The 18,594-nt window shown below is 54.7% G+C and carries 17 protein-coding genes and 1 pseudogene; 1 reads left to right on the forward strand and 17 read right to left on the reverse strand.

The annotated features are described in order from the left end of the window. Positions 1 to 128 precede the first annotated feature (128 nt). From ACVBDQ_RS16240 to sppA, 12 genes and pseudogenes are all read right to left on the reverse strand, one after another. Positions 129 to 617, reverse strand: a pseudogene (locus ACVBDQ_RS16240) (acyl-CoA dehydrogenase family protein); the annotation flags it as partial. After that, positions 614 to 1,756, reverse strand: a complete 1,143-nt coding sequence (locus ACVBDQ_RS16245; protein ID WP_011232255.1) for an acyl-CoA dehydrogenase family protein — start codon at positions 1,754 to 1,756, stop codon at positions 614 to 616. The gene ACVBDQ_RS16245 and the pseudogene ACVBDQ_RS16240, both read right to left, overlap by 4 nt. A 20-nt stretch (positions 1,757 to 1,776) precedes the next feature. Further along, complete coding sequence (locus ACVBDQ_RS16250) at positions 1,777 to 3,312, reverse strand: long-chain-fatty-acid--CoA ligase (protein WP_062898876.1); 1,536 nt, start codon at positions 3,310 to 3,312, stop codon at positions 1,777 to 1,779. A 135-nt stretch (positions 3,313 to 3,447) separates the two neighbouring features. Then, positions 3,448 to 3,798: an SCP2 sterol-binding domain-containing protein gene (locus ACVBDQ_RS16255; protein WP_011232257.1), complete on the reverse strand. Its 351-nt coding sequence runs from the start codon at positions 3,796 to 3,798 to the stop codon at positions 3,448 to 3,450. Positions 3,799 to 3,934: 136 nt separating this feature from the next. Then, a complete protein-coding gene (locus tag ACVBDQ_RS16260; protein ID WP_011232258.1) occupies positions 3,935 to 4,447 on the reverse strand; it encodes a hypothetical protein in 513 nt (170 codons plus the stop codon). 232 nt (positions 4,448 to 4,679) lie between these two features. Continuing rightward, positions 4,680 to 5,870: an acetate kinase gene (locus ACVBDQ_RS16265; protein ID WP_011232259.1), complete on the reverse strand. Its 1,191-nt coding sequence runs from the start codon at positions 5,868 to 5,870 to the stop codon at positions 4,680 to 4,682. A 379-nt stretch (positions 5,871 to 6,249) separates the two neighbouring features. Then, complete coding sequence (locus ACVBDQ_RS16270; RefSeq protein WP_021322113.1) at positions 6,250 to 7,239, reverse strand: class I SAM-dependent methyltransferase; 990 nt, start codon at positions 7,237 to 7,239, stop codon at positions 6,250 to 6,252. Positions 7,240 to 7,358: 119 nt separating this feature from the next. Further along, a complete protein-coding gene (gene tpx / locus ACVBDQ_RS16275; RefSeq protein ID WP_011232261.1) occupies positions 7,359 to 7,859 on the reverse strand; it encodes a thiol peroxidase in 501 nt (166 codons plus the stop codon). Positions 7,860 to 7,983: 124 nt separating this feature from the next. Beyond that, positions 7,984 to 8,448, reverse strand: coding sequence for a GerW family sporulation protein (ytfJ, locus tag ACVBDQ_RS16280; RefSeq protein WP_011232262.1), 465 nt, complete (start codon positions 8,446 to 8,448; stop codon positions 7,984 to 7,986). An 11-nt stretch (positions 8,449 to 8,459) separates the two neighbouring features. Further along, positions 8,460 to 9,149 carry a DUF2953 domain-containing protein gene (locus ACVBDQ_RS16285; protein WP_011232263.1) on the reverse strand — a complete coding sequence of 230 codons (690 nt, stop codon included), beginning with the start codon at positions 9,147 to 9,149 and terminating at the stop codon, positions 8,460 to 8,462. A gap of 109 nt (positions 9,150 to 9,258) precedes the next feature. After that, entirely contained in the window at positions 9,259 to 9,732 is a 474-nt protein-coding gene (locus ACVBDQ_RS16290) for an RDD family protein (protein ID WP_023633310.1), read from the reverse strand. Between the two features lie 12 nt (positions 9,733 to 9,744). Beyond that, complete coding sequence (gene sppA / locus ACVBDQ_RS16295) at positions 9,745 to 10,752, reverse strand: signal peptide peptidase SppA (RefSeq protein ID WP_011232265.1); 1,008 nt, start codon at positions 10,750 to 10,752, stop codon at positions 9,745 to 9,747. 109 nt (positions 10,753 to 10,861) lie between these two features. On the opposite strand from sppA, the gene ACVBDQ_RS16300 reads away from it, so the two are divergent. Continuing rightward, the gene (locus tag ACVBDQ_RS16300) at positions 10,862 to 11,665 is read left to right on the forward strand and encodes an NAD kinase (protein ID WP_011232266.1); all 804 of its coding nucleotides are present in this window, start codon (positions 10,862 to 10,864) and stop codon (positions 11,663 to 11,665) included. A 163-nt stretch (positions 11,666 to 11,828) separates the two neighbouring features. On the opposite strand, the gene mbcS is transcribed toward ACVBDQ_RS16300, so the two are convergent. The 5 genes from mbcS to ezrA form a co-directional block, all read right to left on the reverse strand. Next, positions 11,829 to 13,421, reverse strand: a complete 1,593-nt coding sequence (gene mbcS, locus ACVBDQ_RS16305; RefSeq protein WP_011232267.1) for an acyl-CoA synthetase MbcS — start codon at positions 13,419 to 13,421, stop codon at positions 11,829 to 11,831. Positions 13,422 to 13,569: 148 nt separating this feature from the next. After that, positions 13,570 to 13,773 (reverse strand): alpha/beta-type small acid-soluble spore protein, encoded by a 204-nt coding sequence (locus ACVBDQ_RS16310; RefSeq protein WP_011232268.1) that lies wholly within the window; start codon positions 13,771 to 13,773, stop codon positions 13,570 to 13,572. A gap of 81 nt (positions 13,774 to 13,854) precedes the next feature. Then, a complete protein-coding gene (gene thiI / locus ACVBDQ_RS16315; protein ID WP_025039241.1) occupies positions 13,855 to 15,060 on the reverse strand; it encodes a tRNA uracil 4-sulfurtransferase ThiI in 1,206 nt (401 codons plus the stop codon). Between the two features lie 4 nt (positions 15,061 to 15,064). Continuing rightward, positions 15,065 to 16,210 (reverse strand): cysteine desulfurase family protein, encoded by a 1,146-nt coding sequence (locus ACVBDQ_RS16320; protein ID WP_011232270.1) that lies wholly within the window; start codon positions 16,208 to 16,210, stop codon positions 15,065 to 15,067. 378 nt (positions 16,211 to 16,588) lie between these two features. Next, positions 16,589 to 18,292 (reverse strand): septation ring formation regulator EzrA, encoded by a 1,704-nt coding sequence (gene ezrA / locus ACVBDQ_RS16325; protein ID WP_011232272.1) that lies wholly within the window; start codon positions 18,290 to 18,292, stop codon positions 16,589 to 16,591. Positions 18,293 to 18,594 lie beyond the last annotated feature (302 nt).

The following is an 18,594-nucleotide window of genomic DNA, read 5'->3' on the forward strand; positions in this document are numbered from 1 at the left end:
GTCATACGGAACGACCAGCGATGGTAAAAAAAGGATAGCCATCGCTCGTCGTGTTGGTCAAAAAGTTATTCTGAAAAACTAAATAAAAAATCCTTTGTTTTGACCTTGTTAGGGTGCGAAATGTGAGTTAATACATAGCCGCCGTCCACTTTTTTCGCCGTCGTGCGGATGCCGGACGCGTCCGAGCCGGCTTCCGGTTCCGTCAAGGCGTAAGCTCCCCAGCGCGGCTCCTCCTTCGTGAAAATGGACAAAAACCGCCGTTTCTGCTCCGGCGTGCCGCTCGATTGAATCGGCGGCCCGCCAAGGCCAGGGCCGGGAAGGGAAAGGGCGATGCCTGGGCATCCCCACGCGAGCTCCTCAGCGGCGATGACGGCCACGCGGTTGCCTTCGCGCTCTTTTTTCTCTTTCTTTCCTTCCGCATGAGACGGCGGACGCCCTCCGCCAAACGAAGACGCATTCAGCTGGATGCCCATTTTGTTGACTTTTTGCAGCCATTCGTCCGGCACTCGCCCGAGCCGGTCGGCCTCCAGCGCGATCGGGCGCACTTCATGTTTAGCAAACCAATGAACGAGTTCTTTGATTTGTTTTTGCTGCGGTGAGAATTCAAAGGAAATCATGGCGCCACCCTCTCTTTCCGTTTGCCCAGCAGCTGTTCGCCGCGGCGGATGAGCCAGTCCGTTTCCCGGCCGTACAGCATCACTTGCGCTTGGGCGTCGCGCATCCATTTTTCGGCTGGGTATTCTTGCACGTACCCGTGCCCGCCGAGCATTTGCACGGCCTGATCGGTGACATAGCGCAGGGAACGATGAGCCCGCGACAACGCCCTCCAGGCGTAGCCGCCCGCCTGTTCATCCCCTTGGTCAACCGCAGCGGCCGCTTGCCATACAAGCAGTTTCGCCCCGCGGCATTCGAACGCCATCTCTGCGATCGTAAATGACACCCCTTGGAACTTGGCGATCTCTTGTCCGAACGCCTTTCTTCCCGCAGTGTATTCAATGGTGTAATCAAGCGCCGCCTCCATCAAGCCGACTTCCTTCGCCGCTTCGATGACTTGGTTTCGGGCGCGCACGCGGTTGAGCAATGCGTCCGCTTCCGGTCCGCGGGCAACGAGTTGTTCCGGACCGGCGTACACTTCCGCAAACCGAAGGCGAGCGATGCCGGCAGCAAGCAGCCCAAGCCTTATGTCTCCTTCTTCGATCTCCCATACTCGCTCATCAAAGGCGAGCAATACCGTTTCCTCTTCTTCGTCCCTAGCGGCGATGACCGCCCAGTCGGCTTTCGACGCCAAGCGGACTGGAGACGACACCCCGTCCACAATATATCCGCTGCCGCGCCGGCGCACGCGAATCGCTTCCTTCAGCGGTTCTTTTTGTTCCGCTTCGTCGATCCAGGAGACAGTCGGCCATCCGCCTTTCGCCATCTCCCGGTACCGGTGCCACACGCGGTGCTCGGAAGACAGACGAAAGAGGGAAGACGCCTCTTGCGCCCCCGGAAGCCCTTGAATGACGCCTAAATCGCCATAGCTGAGCCCTTGCCAAATGAGCGCTTGCGACAGAAGGGGCAGTTCCAAGCCTCCCCACGATTCCGGGAGCTCGAGCGCCGACAAGCCGAGCTCATCCACCCGGTCACTCAAGTCAGCCGAAACGGTCCGGCGTTTCTCACATTCTCTCGCGGCCGGCCGAATTTTCTCGACGGCAAGGCTGCGGGCGACTTGAAAAAACGCCTGTTCTTCTTCAGTCGGTTGAAACGAAATCACCTTGTCCCTCTCCTTTTCCATTATGATTGGACAGCGGGAATAAACTCGCTGGCCCATTCACGCAGCTTCTTTTTGTCGATTTTGCCGATGATGTTTTTCGGCAGGTAGCCGACCTTTTTCAAAAAGCGCGGGCTTTTGTATTTCGCCACCCGCTTTTGGCAAAACTCGATCAGCTCCTCTTCGGTCACTTGGGACCCACGTCGGACGACGACATATGCGGCGACTTCTTCCCCCATTTTCGGCGAAGGGACGCCGACAACGCCGGCTTCAAGCACATCCGGATGGGACATAAGCAGTTCCTCGATATCGCGCGGATAAATGTTGAATCCGCCGCGAATGATGACATCTTTTTTCCGGTCGACGATAAACACGTACCCGTCTTCATCGATGCGCGCCATATCGCCGGTATACAGCCAGCCGTCGCGCAGCGCTTGGCGCGTCTCTTCGTCTTTTCCGTAGTAGCCTTGGAAAACGTTCGGGCCGGAAACAATCAGTTCTCCGACTTCGTTCGGCGGCAGGCGGTTGCCGTGTTCATCGACGACAGCCACTTGCACGCCAGGCAACGGAAGCCCGACCGACCCCGGCTTGATCGGCTTCGTCGGATCGGTCGCCGTCACAATCGGCGCCGCCTCGGACAGTCCGTATCCCTCCAAAATCAGGCAATTGAACTTGCGTTGAAACTGCCAAGCGAGCGACGGCGGCAACGAAGCCGAGCCGGACACGCACGCGACCAAACTGGATGTGTCATAGCGGTCCGCCTCGGGGCAATAGCACAACGCATGGAACATCGCTGGCACCATCGCCGTATGCGTCACCCGATGCCGTTCGATCGTCTCCAGCACTTTTTTCGGCTCGAAATACGGCAGGAGGACGATCTTGTCGCCCAATAACAGCGCGACGTTCATCATCGTAAAACCGAACGCATGGGAGATCGGCAGCACGCCAAGACCGACGCGGTCATATTCGGTAGGCAGCCGCTTCGCCATCTCGGCCGCTGCTTCCGCGTTGGCATACAAATTGCGGTGCGTCAGCACGACCCCTTTCGGCTGACCGGTCGTTCCTGATGTGTAAAGCAAGGCGGCCGGATCGTGTTCGCTGATCGCCACCTGCGGCATGCTGGCAGGAGCTTGCTCCATTCTTGTTCGCAGAGAGCGCGGTGAATGAGGATCGTCAATCGTAAACATCACCGGAGGCGCCGGCAAGCCATTGGCGGCCTCTTTCGCTTTCGCCCACAGCATTTCCGCCGTCAGCACAACTTTCGGTTCGCAGTCTTTAAAAATGTAATGGAGCTCCTGCGTCTGCAACAGCGGCAACACCGGCACGACAACCGCTCCTGCTTTCAAGACGCCGCTGAAGGCGACTACTACTTCCGGGCTGTTCGGCATCGTTACAACAACGCGGTCGCCCGGCTTGACCCCAAGTTCAATCAACGCATGAGCCAGCTGGGACGAACGGGCGTCGCAGTCCACGTTCGTATATTCGTTTCCTTCAAAAATCAGTGCCGGATAAGGACCGAACCGCTCGATATTTTTCGTCCAAACCGTTCGTAAATCCATTCCCCCGTCTCCTTTAACCAAATTAGGCGGGCCTGCGAAAAAGGCCAAGCCCGCCGCCTTTCGTCTCCTTCCTTCTGACGGTCGGCGCTGTTGTCAATGCACGGAAAAACATGCCGGCCGGCTTTCTTGTTGTGCTTATTGGTTTTGATTGGCGCTGTTGTAGGCGGACAGCACTTCTTGGAGCCGCAGCGCCAGCCCCATGTCCCCGTCAATGCGAAGCCGCCCGCTCATAAACGCTTCCGTTCCGTTGAGCTCGCCGTCCACCATTTTTTTAAAATCCTCGCTGTCCATGCTGAGCGTGCAATCAGGCGTTTCTTGCTCCCCTTCAATGACAAATCCAGCGTCTGGGCGAAGGACGACTTGGTACACCCCCGCATCAGACCCGCTTAAGTTAAACTGGTACACCGCGACAATCCCATCGGCGCGGGATGGGTCTTCCCTCAATTGCGAATCGATCAGTTGGAAAATGTCTCTTACCGTCGTCATCTTCATGGCCTCCTTAAAAATTTAGAACTGTCTGAAATTTCATTTTGTACTTTTACTATATCGCGTTTCCGTTTCATGTCCTATCCCGAAAATCGTCGGAACTTTCTTTCCTCCCTCGCGGCGCTCCCCGATGTTTTTACGCCTTTAAAGCATGGAGAAGCGCGCGCTCATCGATCAGTTCCAAATAGCGCCGATAAAGCGGAAACGCCGGCACGATGCGCGGCAACAGCTGCAACGCCTTCGCTTTCGATCCTTTTGCCTTCATTTTTCCGGTCATGAGCGCCAATGGAACGTTGATGTTGCCGCCCCAAAATTGGTGGGCGATATCGCCGGTCGTCTTGATGGCGACATCAGGCGCATCGATTGCCTGCCCGAAATAAATGGCGTAGTTTTCACCGGTTTCCGGCCGCCTCGCATCGATGCTGATGACCGCCTCCGGATCGGTCAAATAAAAGACGAACGCGGCGCGGGAACGGCGGATTTGTTCTCCAATCCGATTGATTTGCTCCACCTCGTTGCCGTATTCCTTATACGCTGGATGCCGCTCCCACCAGCTGCGCAGCTCAAATTCCGTCCTTGGGCGCGACGGAATTTGCATAAACTCGCCAATCACCCGATACACATGAGCATCATCACGAAACAATGCCATATCCGTTCACTCCCTTCAACCGAGTATGCACTCTCATTTTGGCGTGAAACAACGCCGCCGGCAATTCCGATGATTGCCGGGGAGACGAAAAACGCAAGACATCTCCGTCCGGAGTTGTTGAAACAAGAATCAAGCGCACCAAAGCGGCAAAACAAAAAAATGGCTGCCCCGTTTGTTTGGGGCAGCCGTTTTGGCCAAAATGGCTGCAACGATTCTTTTTATTACAATCCGCTTACAAATTCGCCAACCGCATGACGTCGCGGGCGATCATCAACTCTTCATTGGTCGGGATGACGAGCACTTTGACCGGCGAATGAGGATAGCTGATGAACGCTTCCTTGCCGCGCACTTTGTTTAGGATGGGATCCCAGTAAACTCCCATAAACTCGAGGCCGCGCAACACTTTCGCCCGCACGACTTCGCTGTTCTCGCCGATGCCGGCGGTGAAGATGATGGCATCGACTCCGCACATGCGCGCCGCATACGAGCCGATGTACTTATGAATGCGGTTCGCAAACACTTCAAGTGCCAGTTCCGCGCGCTCATTTCCTTCGGCGGCCGCTTTTTCCAAGTCGCGCAAATCGCTCGAGATGCCGGACAGACCGAGCATGCCGCTCTTTTTGTTCAGCACTTCAATCACTTCATCCGCAGTCATTCCCGTTTTTTCCATAATGTACGGGATGAGCGCCGGGTCGATGTTGCCGGAGCGCGTTCCCATCGCCACGCCGGCTAATGGCGTAAAGCCCATGGACGTGTCGATCGACTTGCCGCCCTCAACCGCCGCGATGCTCGCCCCGTTGCCTAAATGGCACGAGATGAGGCGCAGCTGTTCGATCGGTCGGCCGAGAAGCTCCGCCGCCCGCTGGGTGACGTATTTGTGCGACGTGCCGTGGAATCCGTACTTGCGGATGCCGAATTTCGTGTAATACTCATATGGCAAGCTGTATAAAAACGACTGTTCCGGCATCGTCTGGTGGAACGCCGTGTCAAACACCGCCACGGCCGGCACGTCCGGCAGCACTTCCTGAAACGCCCGAATGCCGACGAGGTTGGCCGGGTTATGGAGCGGAGCGAGCTCGGACACTTCTTCAATTTGCTTGATGACGTCCTCGGTGATGAGCACCGAATCACTGAACTTCTCCCCGCCGTGGACGACGCGGTGCCCGATGCCGTCAATTTCGTCAAACGAACGGATAATGCCGTAGCGAATGAGCTTATCAAGCAGCATTTTAACGGCCGCGGCATGATCCGGAATCGCCGTCACTTCTTGATGTTTTTCACCGTTTACGACAATGGTGAAAATCGCGTCGTCAAAGCCGATCCGTTCGACGACCCCTTTGGTCAACACCGTTTCTGCCGGCATCTCAAACAGCTGGAATTTCAACGAGGAACTTCCCGCATTAATGGCTAGCACTTTCGCCATCGAAAACACAGCTCCTTTTTTGCCAAAATCCGCTCGCGCTTACCGTTAGTGTGCGCGATTGGGCGCCGTTTCACTATGCCTTTTTCATTGTATGCCTCCCGTTTTCGCGTTTCAAGCGCGGCTTTGTTTCGCAACCGGTTGCAAGAAAAAGTTTTTATGTTGTGAAAAATGAAAACGGAGCTGACCGAAAAGGTCGGTGAAAAACAGCGATTCTTCGATGAAGAAAAGAGCAACATTTATCATCTTGAGCCGAGAAGACCCCCCACTTCCACGCGTGAGCGCAAGGGGAGGAAGATGCAACCTCTCGTTTTGTGAAGGGGCTTGACGGCCTATACGGTGATCAAAAAGGGCGTCCCGCTGCGTTTGGGACACCCTTTCGTCAACATTCTTTTTCCTCGGTGATCCAGGCGTCGATTTTCGCCATCATCGCCTGCATCGCCGATTTGTTGGAAAACCGCGGCAGCTCGACAAGCAGCACGTGTTTTGGCTTTTTGACGTTCGGCCCTTTCTTTTGCAAAATCAACACGCTTTTTGCCGCCTGATCGTTTTTAAACATCGACAGCGGCAGCTGCAAGACTCCTTGGACAATGGCCGCCTCTTTTAAAAATTCGTTCAGCTGCCCCGCCTGCGGGCTCGAGAACAACATATTCGGGATGAGGAAAAACAAGTAGCCGCCCTCTTTCGTATAGCGCAAGCTTTGCTCGATGAACAAATGATGGGCATACGACCGGCCTTCCTTCGCTTTTAAGGCGAAGCGGGCGGCATTGTCGTCATCCGGGTAATAGCCGACCGGCAGATCGCAGACGACGACGTCAACCGGCTCAACAAACAGCGGCCTTAGGCTGTCTTGGTTAAACAGCTGCACCGGATGCTTTTGCAAGTTCGCGTTGACGTACGCCAATTTGACAAGCAGATCATCGACATCGCTGCCGTAGCTCGCCGCCTGTTTTCCTCGAAGGCCGTTTAACACCGCCGTCAATAAATTCGCCGTGCCGACGGCCGGGTCGAGGATCTTAAGCGCCAAATGCGAGCGCGTAAACTCGCGGACCAAATACGCCAAAAACAAACTGACCGCATCCGGAGTCATTTGGTGGTGCGGCTGAACATGCTTGCGCATCCCTTTTAACACCGCAAGCTGAAACGCCTTGCGGATTTCTTCGTTTTGAAACCGTTCCAGCATCAGTTCGCGATACTGCTTTTTCAGCCGTTTCGCGTTCAGCTCGCTCACTTCGCTTTGCAGCACGTCGCCGTGGAACAAATTCTCCCCCGTCTCCGCGACGGCTTCTAAATACGTGCATTGCAATTCTTCTTGCAAAAGTTGGGCCGTTTCATCGAATACCGTGAACAACCGTTCGACTGGCGTCATCATCTGTACGTCCCCACCTTTCTGCCAACGTCCCTTCTGTATATTGTACGACCGTCCGCCTCGCGCCGCAAGAAAAGCGCCGATAGGAACGAAAAGGCCCCGAACGGGTCGGGGCCTTTTCATTATTTCGCCGCTTTCGCCGCTTCAATCGCCGCTTCGTAGTTCGGATGGTTCGTCACTTCCGGCACGTATTCGACATACGTCACTGTGTCATTGCTGTCGATGACAAACACGGCGCGGGCAAGCAGGCGCAGTTCTTTGATCAAGACGCCGTATGCTTGTCCGAACGAAACATCGCGATGGTCGGACAACACTTGAACGTTCTCAATGCCGGCGGCGCCGCACCACCGCTTTTGCGCAAACGGCAAATCGACGCTGATCGTCAACACTTTCACATTGTCGAGCTTTGCCGCTTCCTCGTTAAACCGGCGCGTTTGCGCGTCGCAAACTCCGGTGTCGAGCGACGGAACGACGCTGATCAGGCGGACGTGCCCTTTCGTATCCGCGAGCGTCACTTCCTGCAAGTTTTGATCAAGCACGGTGAAATCCGGCGCTTTGTCGCCGACTTTCACTTCGTTGCCGACAAGCGTCACCGGCTGCCCTTTAAACGTCACATAGGCCATGGGTTCTCTCCCCCTTTAGAGAAAATATGTACTACTTCCATACTAAAACGCGGAACGGAATTTTTCAACGATTTTGTCCGTTCATGACAGCAGACAAACAAAAGGCCGGACGCCAACGGTCCGGCTAAATGTCAAAGTCGTCTGCTTTTTGGCCTGCGGCGCCGTCTTTCTTGTTTTTCTTCAGCATCGCCTGAATCTTCTCAAACGCCTGCGGCGCGACATCGAGAATTTTTTCGTATAAGTGCGTGCTTTCATCCAAATGGAGCAGCTTCACCCCGGACGAGTTGACGACGAGAAACGCAATCGGCGTAATCGAGACGCCGCCGCCGCTGCCGCCGCCAAACGGATGTCCGTTCCCTTGGGCCTGCCCGTTCCCGTCGGCTTGCGCCCCTTGGCGGCCATTTTGTTGGCCGTCAAGCATAAACTCGCTGCCGCCGGCGGCAAAGCCAAACCCGACTTTCGAAACGGTCAAAATGACACTGCCGTCAGGCGTCTCCACCGGGTCGCCGATAATCGTATTGACGTCGATCATTTGTTTTAAGTTTTCCATCGCTGTTGTCATCAGCCCTTGAATCGGATGGTTCGTCATCGTCATTCCTCCTAGTAGCCTTCATTTGCCTGCTTGGCCGCCAATGGGTTTCGCTTTGGCAGCCGCCGTCCGCGCCAATGTTTGACCACTCGCAATCCTGCTACCATAGCATGCCCGATTCGAAACTGAATCATACATAAAAACACCGTTTCCGAAGCGGCCCGATCGTAGGCCGGAACGATGACGACAGCCGGAGTTGTTTTCATGTTCATATAGCGGCTCGCCGCGCCGATGATCATGTATTTCAGCGACCAGCCAAGCCCCACGAGCAAGCCGGTTGACGCGGCGTCGCCGGTGCCGATTCTCGTTTTCCACTCCCATTTCGTAATCGTCACGTGGCGATAAAATTGTTTCATAATTTCATGCAAGTCGACGACTTGCTCGAGAAACCGTTTCAGCTGTCGAAACAGGTCAGCGATTTTTTTTAGGGTCAATTTCCCTTTCTTTTCCTCCTTCCCGCGCGTTCCCTCCACTCCTTTTTTCTGGAGAAACGCCACTCCCGGCGCATCCGGATCCATGTCCAGCTTGATGAACGGAATGCGGACAGTATAGCGGAGGAGGCCAAACAGCGTGCGCACCACGATTTTGCATTCATCGTCGTCTTTCACATGGCGAAACACGACCGTCACCGATACTTTCATCCAGGCGACGAGAAGAAGCAAAAGAACAACCGTTGCGATGACCGCGATGACTGCTTTCAATGTCCGCCCTCCCTTTCATCATACATTGTCGCCATCTGGAAAAAAAATAAACCTGCCGTTTCGGCAGGCGGACATTGGTTGACGTTCTGTTCTTGATGCAGGCGGATTGTTACTCGCGGACGACGATCGTATCCGCGAACTGGTCATGCATCCCTTTTTTCTTTTCGGAAAACGCAACAAACAAAAAACCGATGAACAGCAATTTTTTCGCGATGAATTTGCCGACGACTTCGCGAAACAACACGGTCAGCCAGGTGAGCGGCTCGCCGCGCTCATCGACCACTTTTAAGCCGAACACCATTTTGCCAAGCGTCTGCCCAAACGCTTTCGTCATCAACACGAAATAGGCGTAAAAGACGACGGCGGCCGCGACCGTCGCTGGCGCGAACAAACCGTCCTGCGCAAGCGGCCAATCGAACAGGCGAAAAAGCGGCCAAACGATGAGCCGGTTGAGGCTCGAGACAACAATGACATCAAGGCAATACGCCCAAAAACGAAGCCAAAAGCCGCCGTAGCAGAGGGGGCGCTCTGCCGGCGGGAGATGATGATCCGCCAGCGTCGCCGTTATTTGCATGTCCGTCATGTTTCCACTCCTTTATTCGGCGTATAAATACATAAGCCGCGGCGAGGAAGGGCGCGACAACAGGCGGATGAGCCCGGCCGCCTCGCTGTCCGGCTTCATCCGGTTCGACACCATCTCAAAGAGAGAGCTCCACGGCGCATCGTTCACGTATTTTACGACTTGAGCGCCGGTTAAATGATGCTCTTTTTTGAGCGCAGCGATCGCGTCATCCAAGTAGCCGAACTCGTCGACAAGGCGGAGCGCCTTCGCCTGTCGCCCGTCATAAATGCGGCCGTCCGCCAGCTTGCGCACCGTGTCTTCCGGCAGCTTTCTCCCTTTGGCTACCACATCAACAAACGCATCATACGAATCATTGATCAGCCGCTGCAAAATCTTCCGTTCCGCTTCGGTCATTTTGCGCGCCGGATTCATGATGTCTTTGTACGGCCCGCTTTTGATCGTGACAAGCTCCACGCCGTACTTCTTTGCCAGCCCTTCATAGTTGACGCTTTGCATGATGACGCCGATGGAGCCGGTGATCGTCTCCGGGCTGGCGAAAATTTTATCGCCGGCCGCAGCGATATAGTAACCGCCCGAGGCGGCCATGGCCCCCATCGATACGTAAATCGGCTTGTTCGTCTTCTTTTTCAGCTTCATCAGCTGATCGTAAATTTCCGCGCTTTCCGCGACACCGCCGCCCGGCGAATTGATGCGCAAGATGATCGCTTTGACGTCTTGATCCTCTTTCGCCTGTTTGATCATTTGCAAAAACGTTTGGTGGTTGTACTGTGATGAGGAAAGAAGCGACTCCGCTTCCCCCGCATCTTGAATAACTCCGTTCACTTCCAACACAGCGATTTTTTTCAACGGGTCGCCCTCGGCGATGACTTCTTCGCTAAATGGCGACTCCATGAGCGCCAGCCAGCTTTCCGACCAGCCGCCGGCCTTGTCGGACAAAAGAACGCCAACCGCTTGAACAAGCACCGAGATCACAAACAAGGCGGCGGCGATGGCCAACGCGGTCCATCGTTTTCGATTCATCGTCTTCCCCCCTGCATCGGCTGCCCATATTTTTAGAATCCTGGCAAACGTGGTACAATATTCATTGTACATCGATTGATTAGATGATGCCATCGGGAGGACGCAAAACATGGATATGGAACGCAACCGTCTTTATTTTTTTTATAAGCGCGACGACAAGCTCATCGAACGGGTGAAGCCGCTCATTGAGCTGGCAGAGCGCGGTCCGTTTGTGGTCGTCGACGACTATCGGGAAGCGAACATCATCGTCAGCATCGGGGATGACGGCGCGTTTTTGCAGGCGGTGCGGCAGACGGGATTTCTTCCTGACCGTTTGTACGTCGGCGTGTCCGTCTTGCCGGCGCGCGGGTTTTACTGCGATTTCCATATTGACGACATCGATCATATGGTGGAAGCGGCGAAAAATTGGAAACTCGAAGTGCGGCGCTACCCAATCATCGAAGTGACGATCGACGGCGCGGCTTCGTTTTTCTGCTTAAACGAATGTTCGATCCGCTCGCAAATCATTAAAACGATGGCGATCGACGTTTTCATCGACGACTTGCATTTCGAGACGTTCCGCGGCGACGGCATCATCGTTTCGACGCCGACCGGCAGCACCGGCTACAATAAATCGGTGCACGGAGCGGTCGTCGATCCGCTCTTGCCGTGCTTTCAAGTGAGCGAACTCGCCTCGCTCAACAGCAACCGCTATCGGACGCTCGGCTCGCCGTTCATTTTGAGCGGCTCGCGGACGTTGACGCTGAAAATGTCGGAAGAAACAAGCCATTTTCCAATCATCGGCCTCGACAATGAAGCGCTCAGCATCCAGCATATTGAGCGGATTGACATTCGTTTAAGCGACCGGGTGGTCAAAACGGTGCGCCTAAAAGACAATTCGTTCTGGGATAAAGTGAAACGCGTCTTTTTGTGAAGCGTGTGTCTGTTCTCCCGGCGAAACACCGGATCTAAAATGGCGAATCCGTTCGACGCGCATGCGGCAAGAGGGTGTCTCGCAACGAGACACCCTCTTGTTTGGCCGCTGTGCGGACATCGCTCCGCTTCTGGCAACGGCCAGCTCAATCGGCTCTTTCTGCTTACAACGACCGGCCGGCAAGGCGGGCTTCCCGCTCGCGCAGCTCGACGCGGCGGATTTTTCCGGACGCCGTTTTCGGCAAATCGTCGACAAACTCGATTTTGCGCGGGTATTTGTACGGCGCCGTCAACTGTTTCACATGTTCTTGCAGGGCCGGAATCAGAGACGGATCGTCTTTGTCGACCCCGTCGCGCAACACGACAAACGCTTTGACAACATGGCCGCGCACTTCATCCGGACTGGCGACGACGGCGCACTCTTTTACGGCTGGGTGCTTGACAAGCGCGTCTTCGACTTCAAACGGGCCGATCGTATAGCCGGCGCTGATGATGATGTCATCCCCGCGGCCTTCAAACCAGAAATAGCCGTCTTCATCTTTGCGCGCTTTGTCTCCCGTAATGTAGTAGTCGCCGCGGAACTGCATCGCTGTCCGCTCCGGATCTTTGTAATAATACTTAAACAGCGCCGGCGTTTCGATATGGACGGCGATGTCGCCGACTTGTCCGGGCGGGCACGGCTCGCCGTTTTCATCGATAATTTCGACGCGGTTGCCTGGCGTCGGTTTCCCCATCGAACCCGGCTTGATGGGCATTCCTTTCATGACGCCGACAAGCAGCGTGTTTTCTGTCTGGCCGTAGCCGTCGCGCACTTCGACGCCGAAATGCTTGGCAAACGTGTCGATCACTTCGCGGTTGAGCGGCTCTCCGGCGGACACGGCGCTGTGCAAATGAGATAGATGATAGCGGCCGATGTCCGGCACTTTCGCCATCAAACGATACTCGGTTGGCGTGCAGCACAGCACATTGATGTTGTATTTTTCCAATAGCTGCAAATATGTTTCCGGCTCAAAGCGGCCGTAGTAGACGAAACCGGTCGCCCCCGAGCCGAGCACCGATAAAAACGGGCTCCAAATCCATTTTTGCCATCCCGGTCCGGCCGTCGCCCAAACGAGGTCGCCTTCTTCAATGCACAGCCAGTTTTTCGCAGCCGTGCGCAAGTGGGCGTACGCCCAACCATGGCAATGGACGACCCCTTTCGGATTGCCGGTCGTGCCGGATGTGTACGACAAAAACGCCATATCATCGCGCGAGGTATCCGCCGCCTCGAGCGTTTCGCTCTCTTTGGCCATGGCGTCTTCAAGCGGAATCCATCCGTCCCGGGGTTCCCCGATGACGAACTTCGTCAAACGTTCGATGCCGTCAATCGGCGCAAATTCGTCCGTATACGGCGCATAAGCGACAACCGCTTTCGCTTCGCTATGGACGAGCCGATATTGCAAATCCTTTGTCCGCAGCATCTCCGAGCTTGGGATGACGACAAGCCCGGCTTTGAGCGCCCCTATATACACTTCGTATGTTTCAATGAGGCGCGGCATCATGACGAGCACTTTATCGCCTTTTTCGAGCCCATGTGATAAGAAAGCGTTTCCAATTTGGTTGGCGCGCGCCATCAAGCGGCCGTATGTAATCTCTTTCGTTTCGCCTTGCTCGCTCTCCCATTTCAACGCGATCCGGTCCGGGTCGGCGGCCGCATGCCGTTCCATTTCCGATGTTAAATTGTAGCGCTCGGGAGCAATCAAGTCTTCCCGCCTCATCGTTCCTCTCCCCCTCTGTCTTGTTTCGCCTTGGCCGGCATCTCTATTATACAAAATAGTCGTTCTATTTTGAATACCGTTTTTCTCATATGAAAGCGGCGGGGAATGCCCCCGCCGCGTAAGCCATCAGTAAGCCATCATTATGAAATTAGAATTGGCGTGCGCCGCCCAATTGTTGCTGCGCCATGGCTACGAGACGTTTCGTGATCTCGCCGCCGACCGAACCGTTGGCGCGCGAAGTCGTGTCAGCGCCTAAGTTCACGCCAAATTCTTGAGCGATCTCATATTTCATTTGCTCCAGCGCTTGTTGCGCACCCGGAACAAGCAGTTGATTGCTGTTGTTGCGTGCCATCTGTTTTCACCTCCTTGTACCTATAGAATGTGTGAAAACAGATGGCGATATGCAGCGATGCTTTTTGGTAAATTTTGAGATTCAAAACAGCTCGGCAAACTCATCGCCCTGCCCTGTTTCTTCATCAATGACGAGCGTTTCTGTGTCATTGACTGCCTTTTCCAGAAGCGGAGCGAGGTCGAGCTGGCTCTCATAATGGAACACTTTTTCTTTTTTTGGCTTCGTTTTCGGCGCTCTTGGCGTAAAAATGGTGCAACAGTCTTCATACGGAAGAATGGAAATATCATGTGTGCCGATTTGCTTCGCCAGCTCGATAATTTCAAGTTTATCCATCGAAACAAGCGGGCGCAAAATCGGGGTATTGGTCACCTCATTGATCACGTACATGCTTTCTAGCGTCTGGCTCGCGACTTGGCCGAGGCTTTCGCCTGTGACAATCGCCAACGCCCGCTGGCGGCAGCGCAGCGCGTCGGTGATCCTAAGCATCGCCCGCCGAGTGGAAATGAGCGAGTACTCGTTCGGAACTCCTTGATAAATGGCTTGCTGCACTTCCGTAAACGGCACGATGTGAAGCTTGATTCTCCCGCCGTATGTCGTCAACTTGCGCACGAGGTCAATCACTTTTTGCTTCGCCCGTTCGCTTGTAAACGGCGGGCTGAAAAAGTGGACGGCCTCGATTTCCAAACCGCGCTTCATCGCCAAATAACCAGCAACCGGGCTGTCGATGCCGCCGGAGAGCATGAGCATCGCCTTGCCGCTCGTTCCGACCGGCAGGCCGCCGGCGCCGAAAATGTCGCGGCACGTGACATATGTCCCGTCTTGGCGCACTTCAATGCGCACGTCAATATCCGGCTCGCGCACGTTGACCCTAAGCCCGTCCGTCTGCCGCAAAATATGCGCCCCCACCTCGTAGTTCAGCTCGTCGCTTCGATACGGAAACTGCTTATCGACGCGGCGGGCGCTCACTTTAAACGTTTTTCCTTTGTATGGGAGCTGGCGGACGGCGGCGAGCGCCGTTTCCTTAATGGCGTCCAGATCGTTTTCGCACTTCATCGCCAGGCTGAACGAATGAATGCCAAAAACGGTTTTCAGCTTTTCGATGATCGGTTCATGCGGCTCGCCGTTTAATAAAATGTACATTCGGTCGCGCATATATTCAATCTGAATCCGCTCGAACGCCTGCAGTTTGCGGGCAATGTTGTTTTTAAGACGCCGGACGAAGATGTTCCGATTTTTTCCTTTCGTCGTCATTTCTCCGTAGCGGATCAAAATGCGGTCATAGTTCATCATCTTATTCCGTTACCTCGCTTAATGTTTTGATCGCCTGCTTGATCGCTGCCACCGCCGGCGCGATTTCTTCCCGGCTGTTGTCAAACGACAAGCTGATGCGAATGCCGCGCTCGGCTCGGTCTTCACCAAGCCCCATGGCCAAAAGCGTCTTGCTCGGCGCCTTTTTTTTCGATGAACAGGCTGACGTCGTCGAAACGTAGATTCCGCTTTTTTCCAGTTCGTGAACAAACACTTCCGGCTTCACGCCGCGCTTTAACGAAAAGTTGATGATATGAGGAGCGGCGCCATCGCGCGGCGTGTTGATCTCGATGTCTGGAATCGCCAAGAGCGCTTCAAGCCACTCGTCTTTCAATGCTTGAAGCCGGCCGATGTCCCGCTCGTAGCGCTCGAGCGCCAAGCGAAGCGCCTTCGCCATCGCGACGATGGCGGCGACATTTTCCGTTCCGGACCGAAGCTGCCGCTCCTGCCCGCCGCCGGCAATCAACGGCGCCAAGCGGACGCCTTCACGGACGTAAAGCAAGCCGGCGCCGCGCAATCCGTGAAATTTATGCGCCGATATCGTGCATAAATCGACACCGGCTTGCTTCAAGTCGAGCGGCACTTTGCTGATCCCTTGCACCCGATCGACGTGAAACAATGTTTTCGGATAGCGGGACAAGAGGGCGCCGATTTCTTCGATCGGCTGCACCGTGCCAACTTCGTTATTGACGTGCATGACCGACACGAGAATCGTATCGTCGCGCAGCGCGCGTTCCACTTGCTCAACCGATACCCTTCCTTCGCGGTCGACCGGCAAGTACGTCACCTCAAAACCAAGCTCCTCAAGCTGGCGGCACGGTTCAGCGACAGACGGATGCTCGATTTTCGTCGTAATGATATGCCGGCCGCGCCGCTGATATTGCCAGGCGACCCCTTTGATGGCGAAATTGTTCGCCTCCGTTCCGCCGGAGGTAAAAACGATTTCGTTCGGCTTAACGCGCAGCATGGCGGCGATTTGTTCACGCGCCTGCGCCAAAAGCCGCTCCGCCTTCATGCCCAGCCCATGGAGCGACGACGGATTGGCAAAATAGTTCGTTGCGACGGCGACGAACGAATCGATCACCTCGGGAAATGGTTTGGTCGTCGCACTGTTGTCAAGATAAATCATCGCTTCCATCCTCCGCTCATTGTCGGCAAAATATCGCTGTACATCGTCCATCTTAACCAAAACAGGCGCCAATCGACAACGAAAACACACCGTCATTTACATTATTCACCAAAAACCCATTGAACAATCTCCCACCTGCGCTTAGAGGTGGGAGATTCTTGGGAACACCCGCCCCACGGCAGGCTGTCAGCCAAGCCATCCCCGTGCGTCCCACGGTTTGGCTGCCTTACGAAGACAGCAAACGAAGCCCCTCATTCAAGATATTCCGGGCGGCGTTCTTGTTCGAGGGAAGAGGCAGAAAAGCTTGTGTTCAGCCATATGATTCTGTGTTTTTTAGGTAAAATAATGGATAATCAATACTCGTGATCGGGTGGTTTATCACTGTTCGCGGCTGTTATCCTCCTGCCATAATTTCTGCACACGGTCAAACGCGCCCGGCTCGACTTCTTCAACGGCCGCCACCGCCTGCCGGAGCGCCTCCTCATAATCATAATGGCGAAATAAAAATTCGGCTTCTTCCAGCCCTTTGCGGACCGCTGGATAGCGGCGGCGGTAGCGGTTGCCGTATTGAATCGTCCGCTCCGCCAGCGTCGCCTGTTCGATCATTTCCACCGTCCGCTCATACAACCGTTCCACAGCCGCTTTCGCCTCCTCCAACGCTTGGTCGACCGCCGGCATGTCAAGCGGCTTTTCTTCAAGACGCGCGGCAACGGCTTGCAAGCTGCGTCTCGCTTCCGCCAATTCAAGCGCATACGGTTCAGGCAGCCCCGGCAGCCGGCTTTTTTGCACAAGGCGGAGCGCCTCGGCCAATGTTTTTCTCATGCCGTCAAGCTTTTCGCGGGCGATCAATTCGTCTTTGCGCAGCGTCTGCAGCATCGTTCGAAACTGTTCATGCTCTTCCTTCATGAGGTCGATCTGAGACACAAGCTGCTCAAGCTCCTCTTTCAGGAGCGAATACGCTGTTTTCGCCTCGGCAACGCGGTCTTGAATGAGAAAAAACCGCTTTTGCAACTGGTGCAGCTGCTTTTCGATGCTCCGGTACTTTTCGAGGTCGCTTGGCGCCAAATGGTAGCTTTGCTGGACGAACAGCGCCTCGGCCTCGGTTTCCTTCGCCTCGGCGGCGAGCTCCTGAAGCATGCCGCTGAGGCGCGGCATTTCCGTTTGCACATATTGATGCGCGAGCACTTCGTTTTCGAGCAAATCGTAGAGCGCGTCGATCTCTTCTTTCAGCTCAGCGACAATCTGCTTCGCTTCTTCGATGCGCAGCTCATGGATCATGGCCAGACATTGCTCGATTTTTTCCCGTTTTTCCTGAAGCGTGCGCTCCATGTGCAAATGGTCAAGGATGTATCCGCGCTCTTCCATCTCTCGATAGCCATCAGCCAACTCAGCGAGCTGAGCTGGCAACGACGTTTGGCATTCGCCAAGAAGTTTGGGAATTTCTTCCATCATGGCTGTGAGCCGGCCGAGCTCTTCCTTCAGTGTCAGAACCACATCGCGCGCCGCCAAATAGTTGCCGGCTTCCGTCAATTCGGCAAACCGCTGAAACTGCTTTTCCGCTTCCGTTAAACGGACGTCAAGCAAGTCGGCAGCCGAACCGAACGTATAACGGTAAGCAAGCAGCGCCTTTTTCGCTTCCCGGTGAGCCGCACGCAGCTCCTCGATCTCCGCCCGGCTTTGTTCCTCGCTGCCGATCAACTCATTCACTTCATGAATGATTTCATGCACTTCTTCCTCAAGACGACGCAATCCGTCGGCGATCTGCCCAAGCAGCCGGCGCGCCTGCCGGTAGCGGTATTTGTCGAGCAGCCGCTCCGCGTCAAACAGCTGTTCTTCCACATTCGGCAGCTTCACTGCCACAATGTCGTCCCATTGCTGGCGCCATCGTTCAAACAGCTGCTCCGTCTCCCCTGTCATATTCAGCTGTTTCACTTTCGCCAGCTCATCCGGCACCGGCCGGTTCATCAAGTTGATTTTCCATTCCTCGAGCCGATCGATTTCCCGGTACATCCGCTTCCGGTACACATGATTATATATGATTGCCCCCGCTCCGAGGAGCAGAACGATCCATGCCATTCCCATCCGCTGATGCCCTCCTTGCATTCAAGCTACTTCTATCGAACAAACGAAAATAGCGGAGAAGGCAAAAATATATGTTTTTCAATGTTTTTATGATACCATGTTAACGACATTTTTTGACCAAAATTTTTATTTTTTTTACAAGAATCTTCACTATTTTTGCTATGATACATAAGGAAGAAAGGAGCATTCCCGTTAGGAGCTTTTCCGGGGACTTGATCAAAAAAAGCCCTCTTGGTATGATGCAGGGGTGTCAAACACATCACTCACCATACCAAGGAGGACTTCAGATGAATTGTACACAA

This window comes from Geobacillus sp. CCR, from assembly GCF_052906625.1.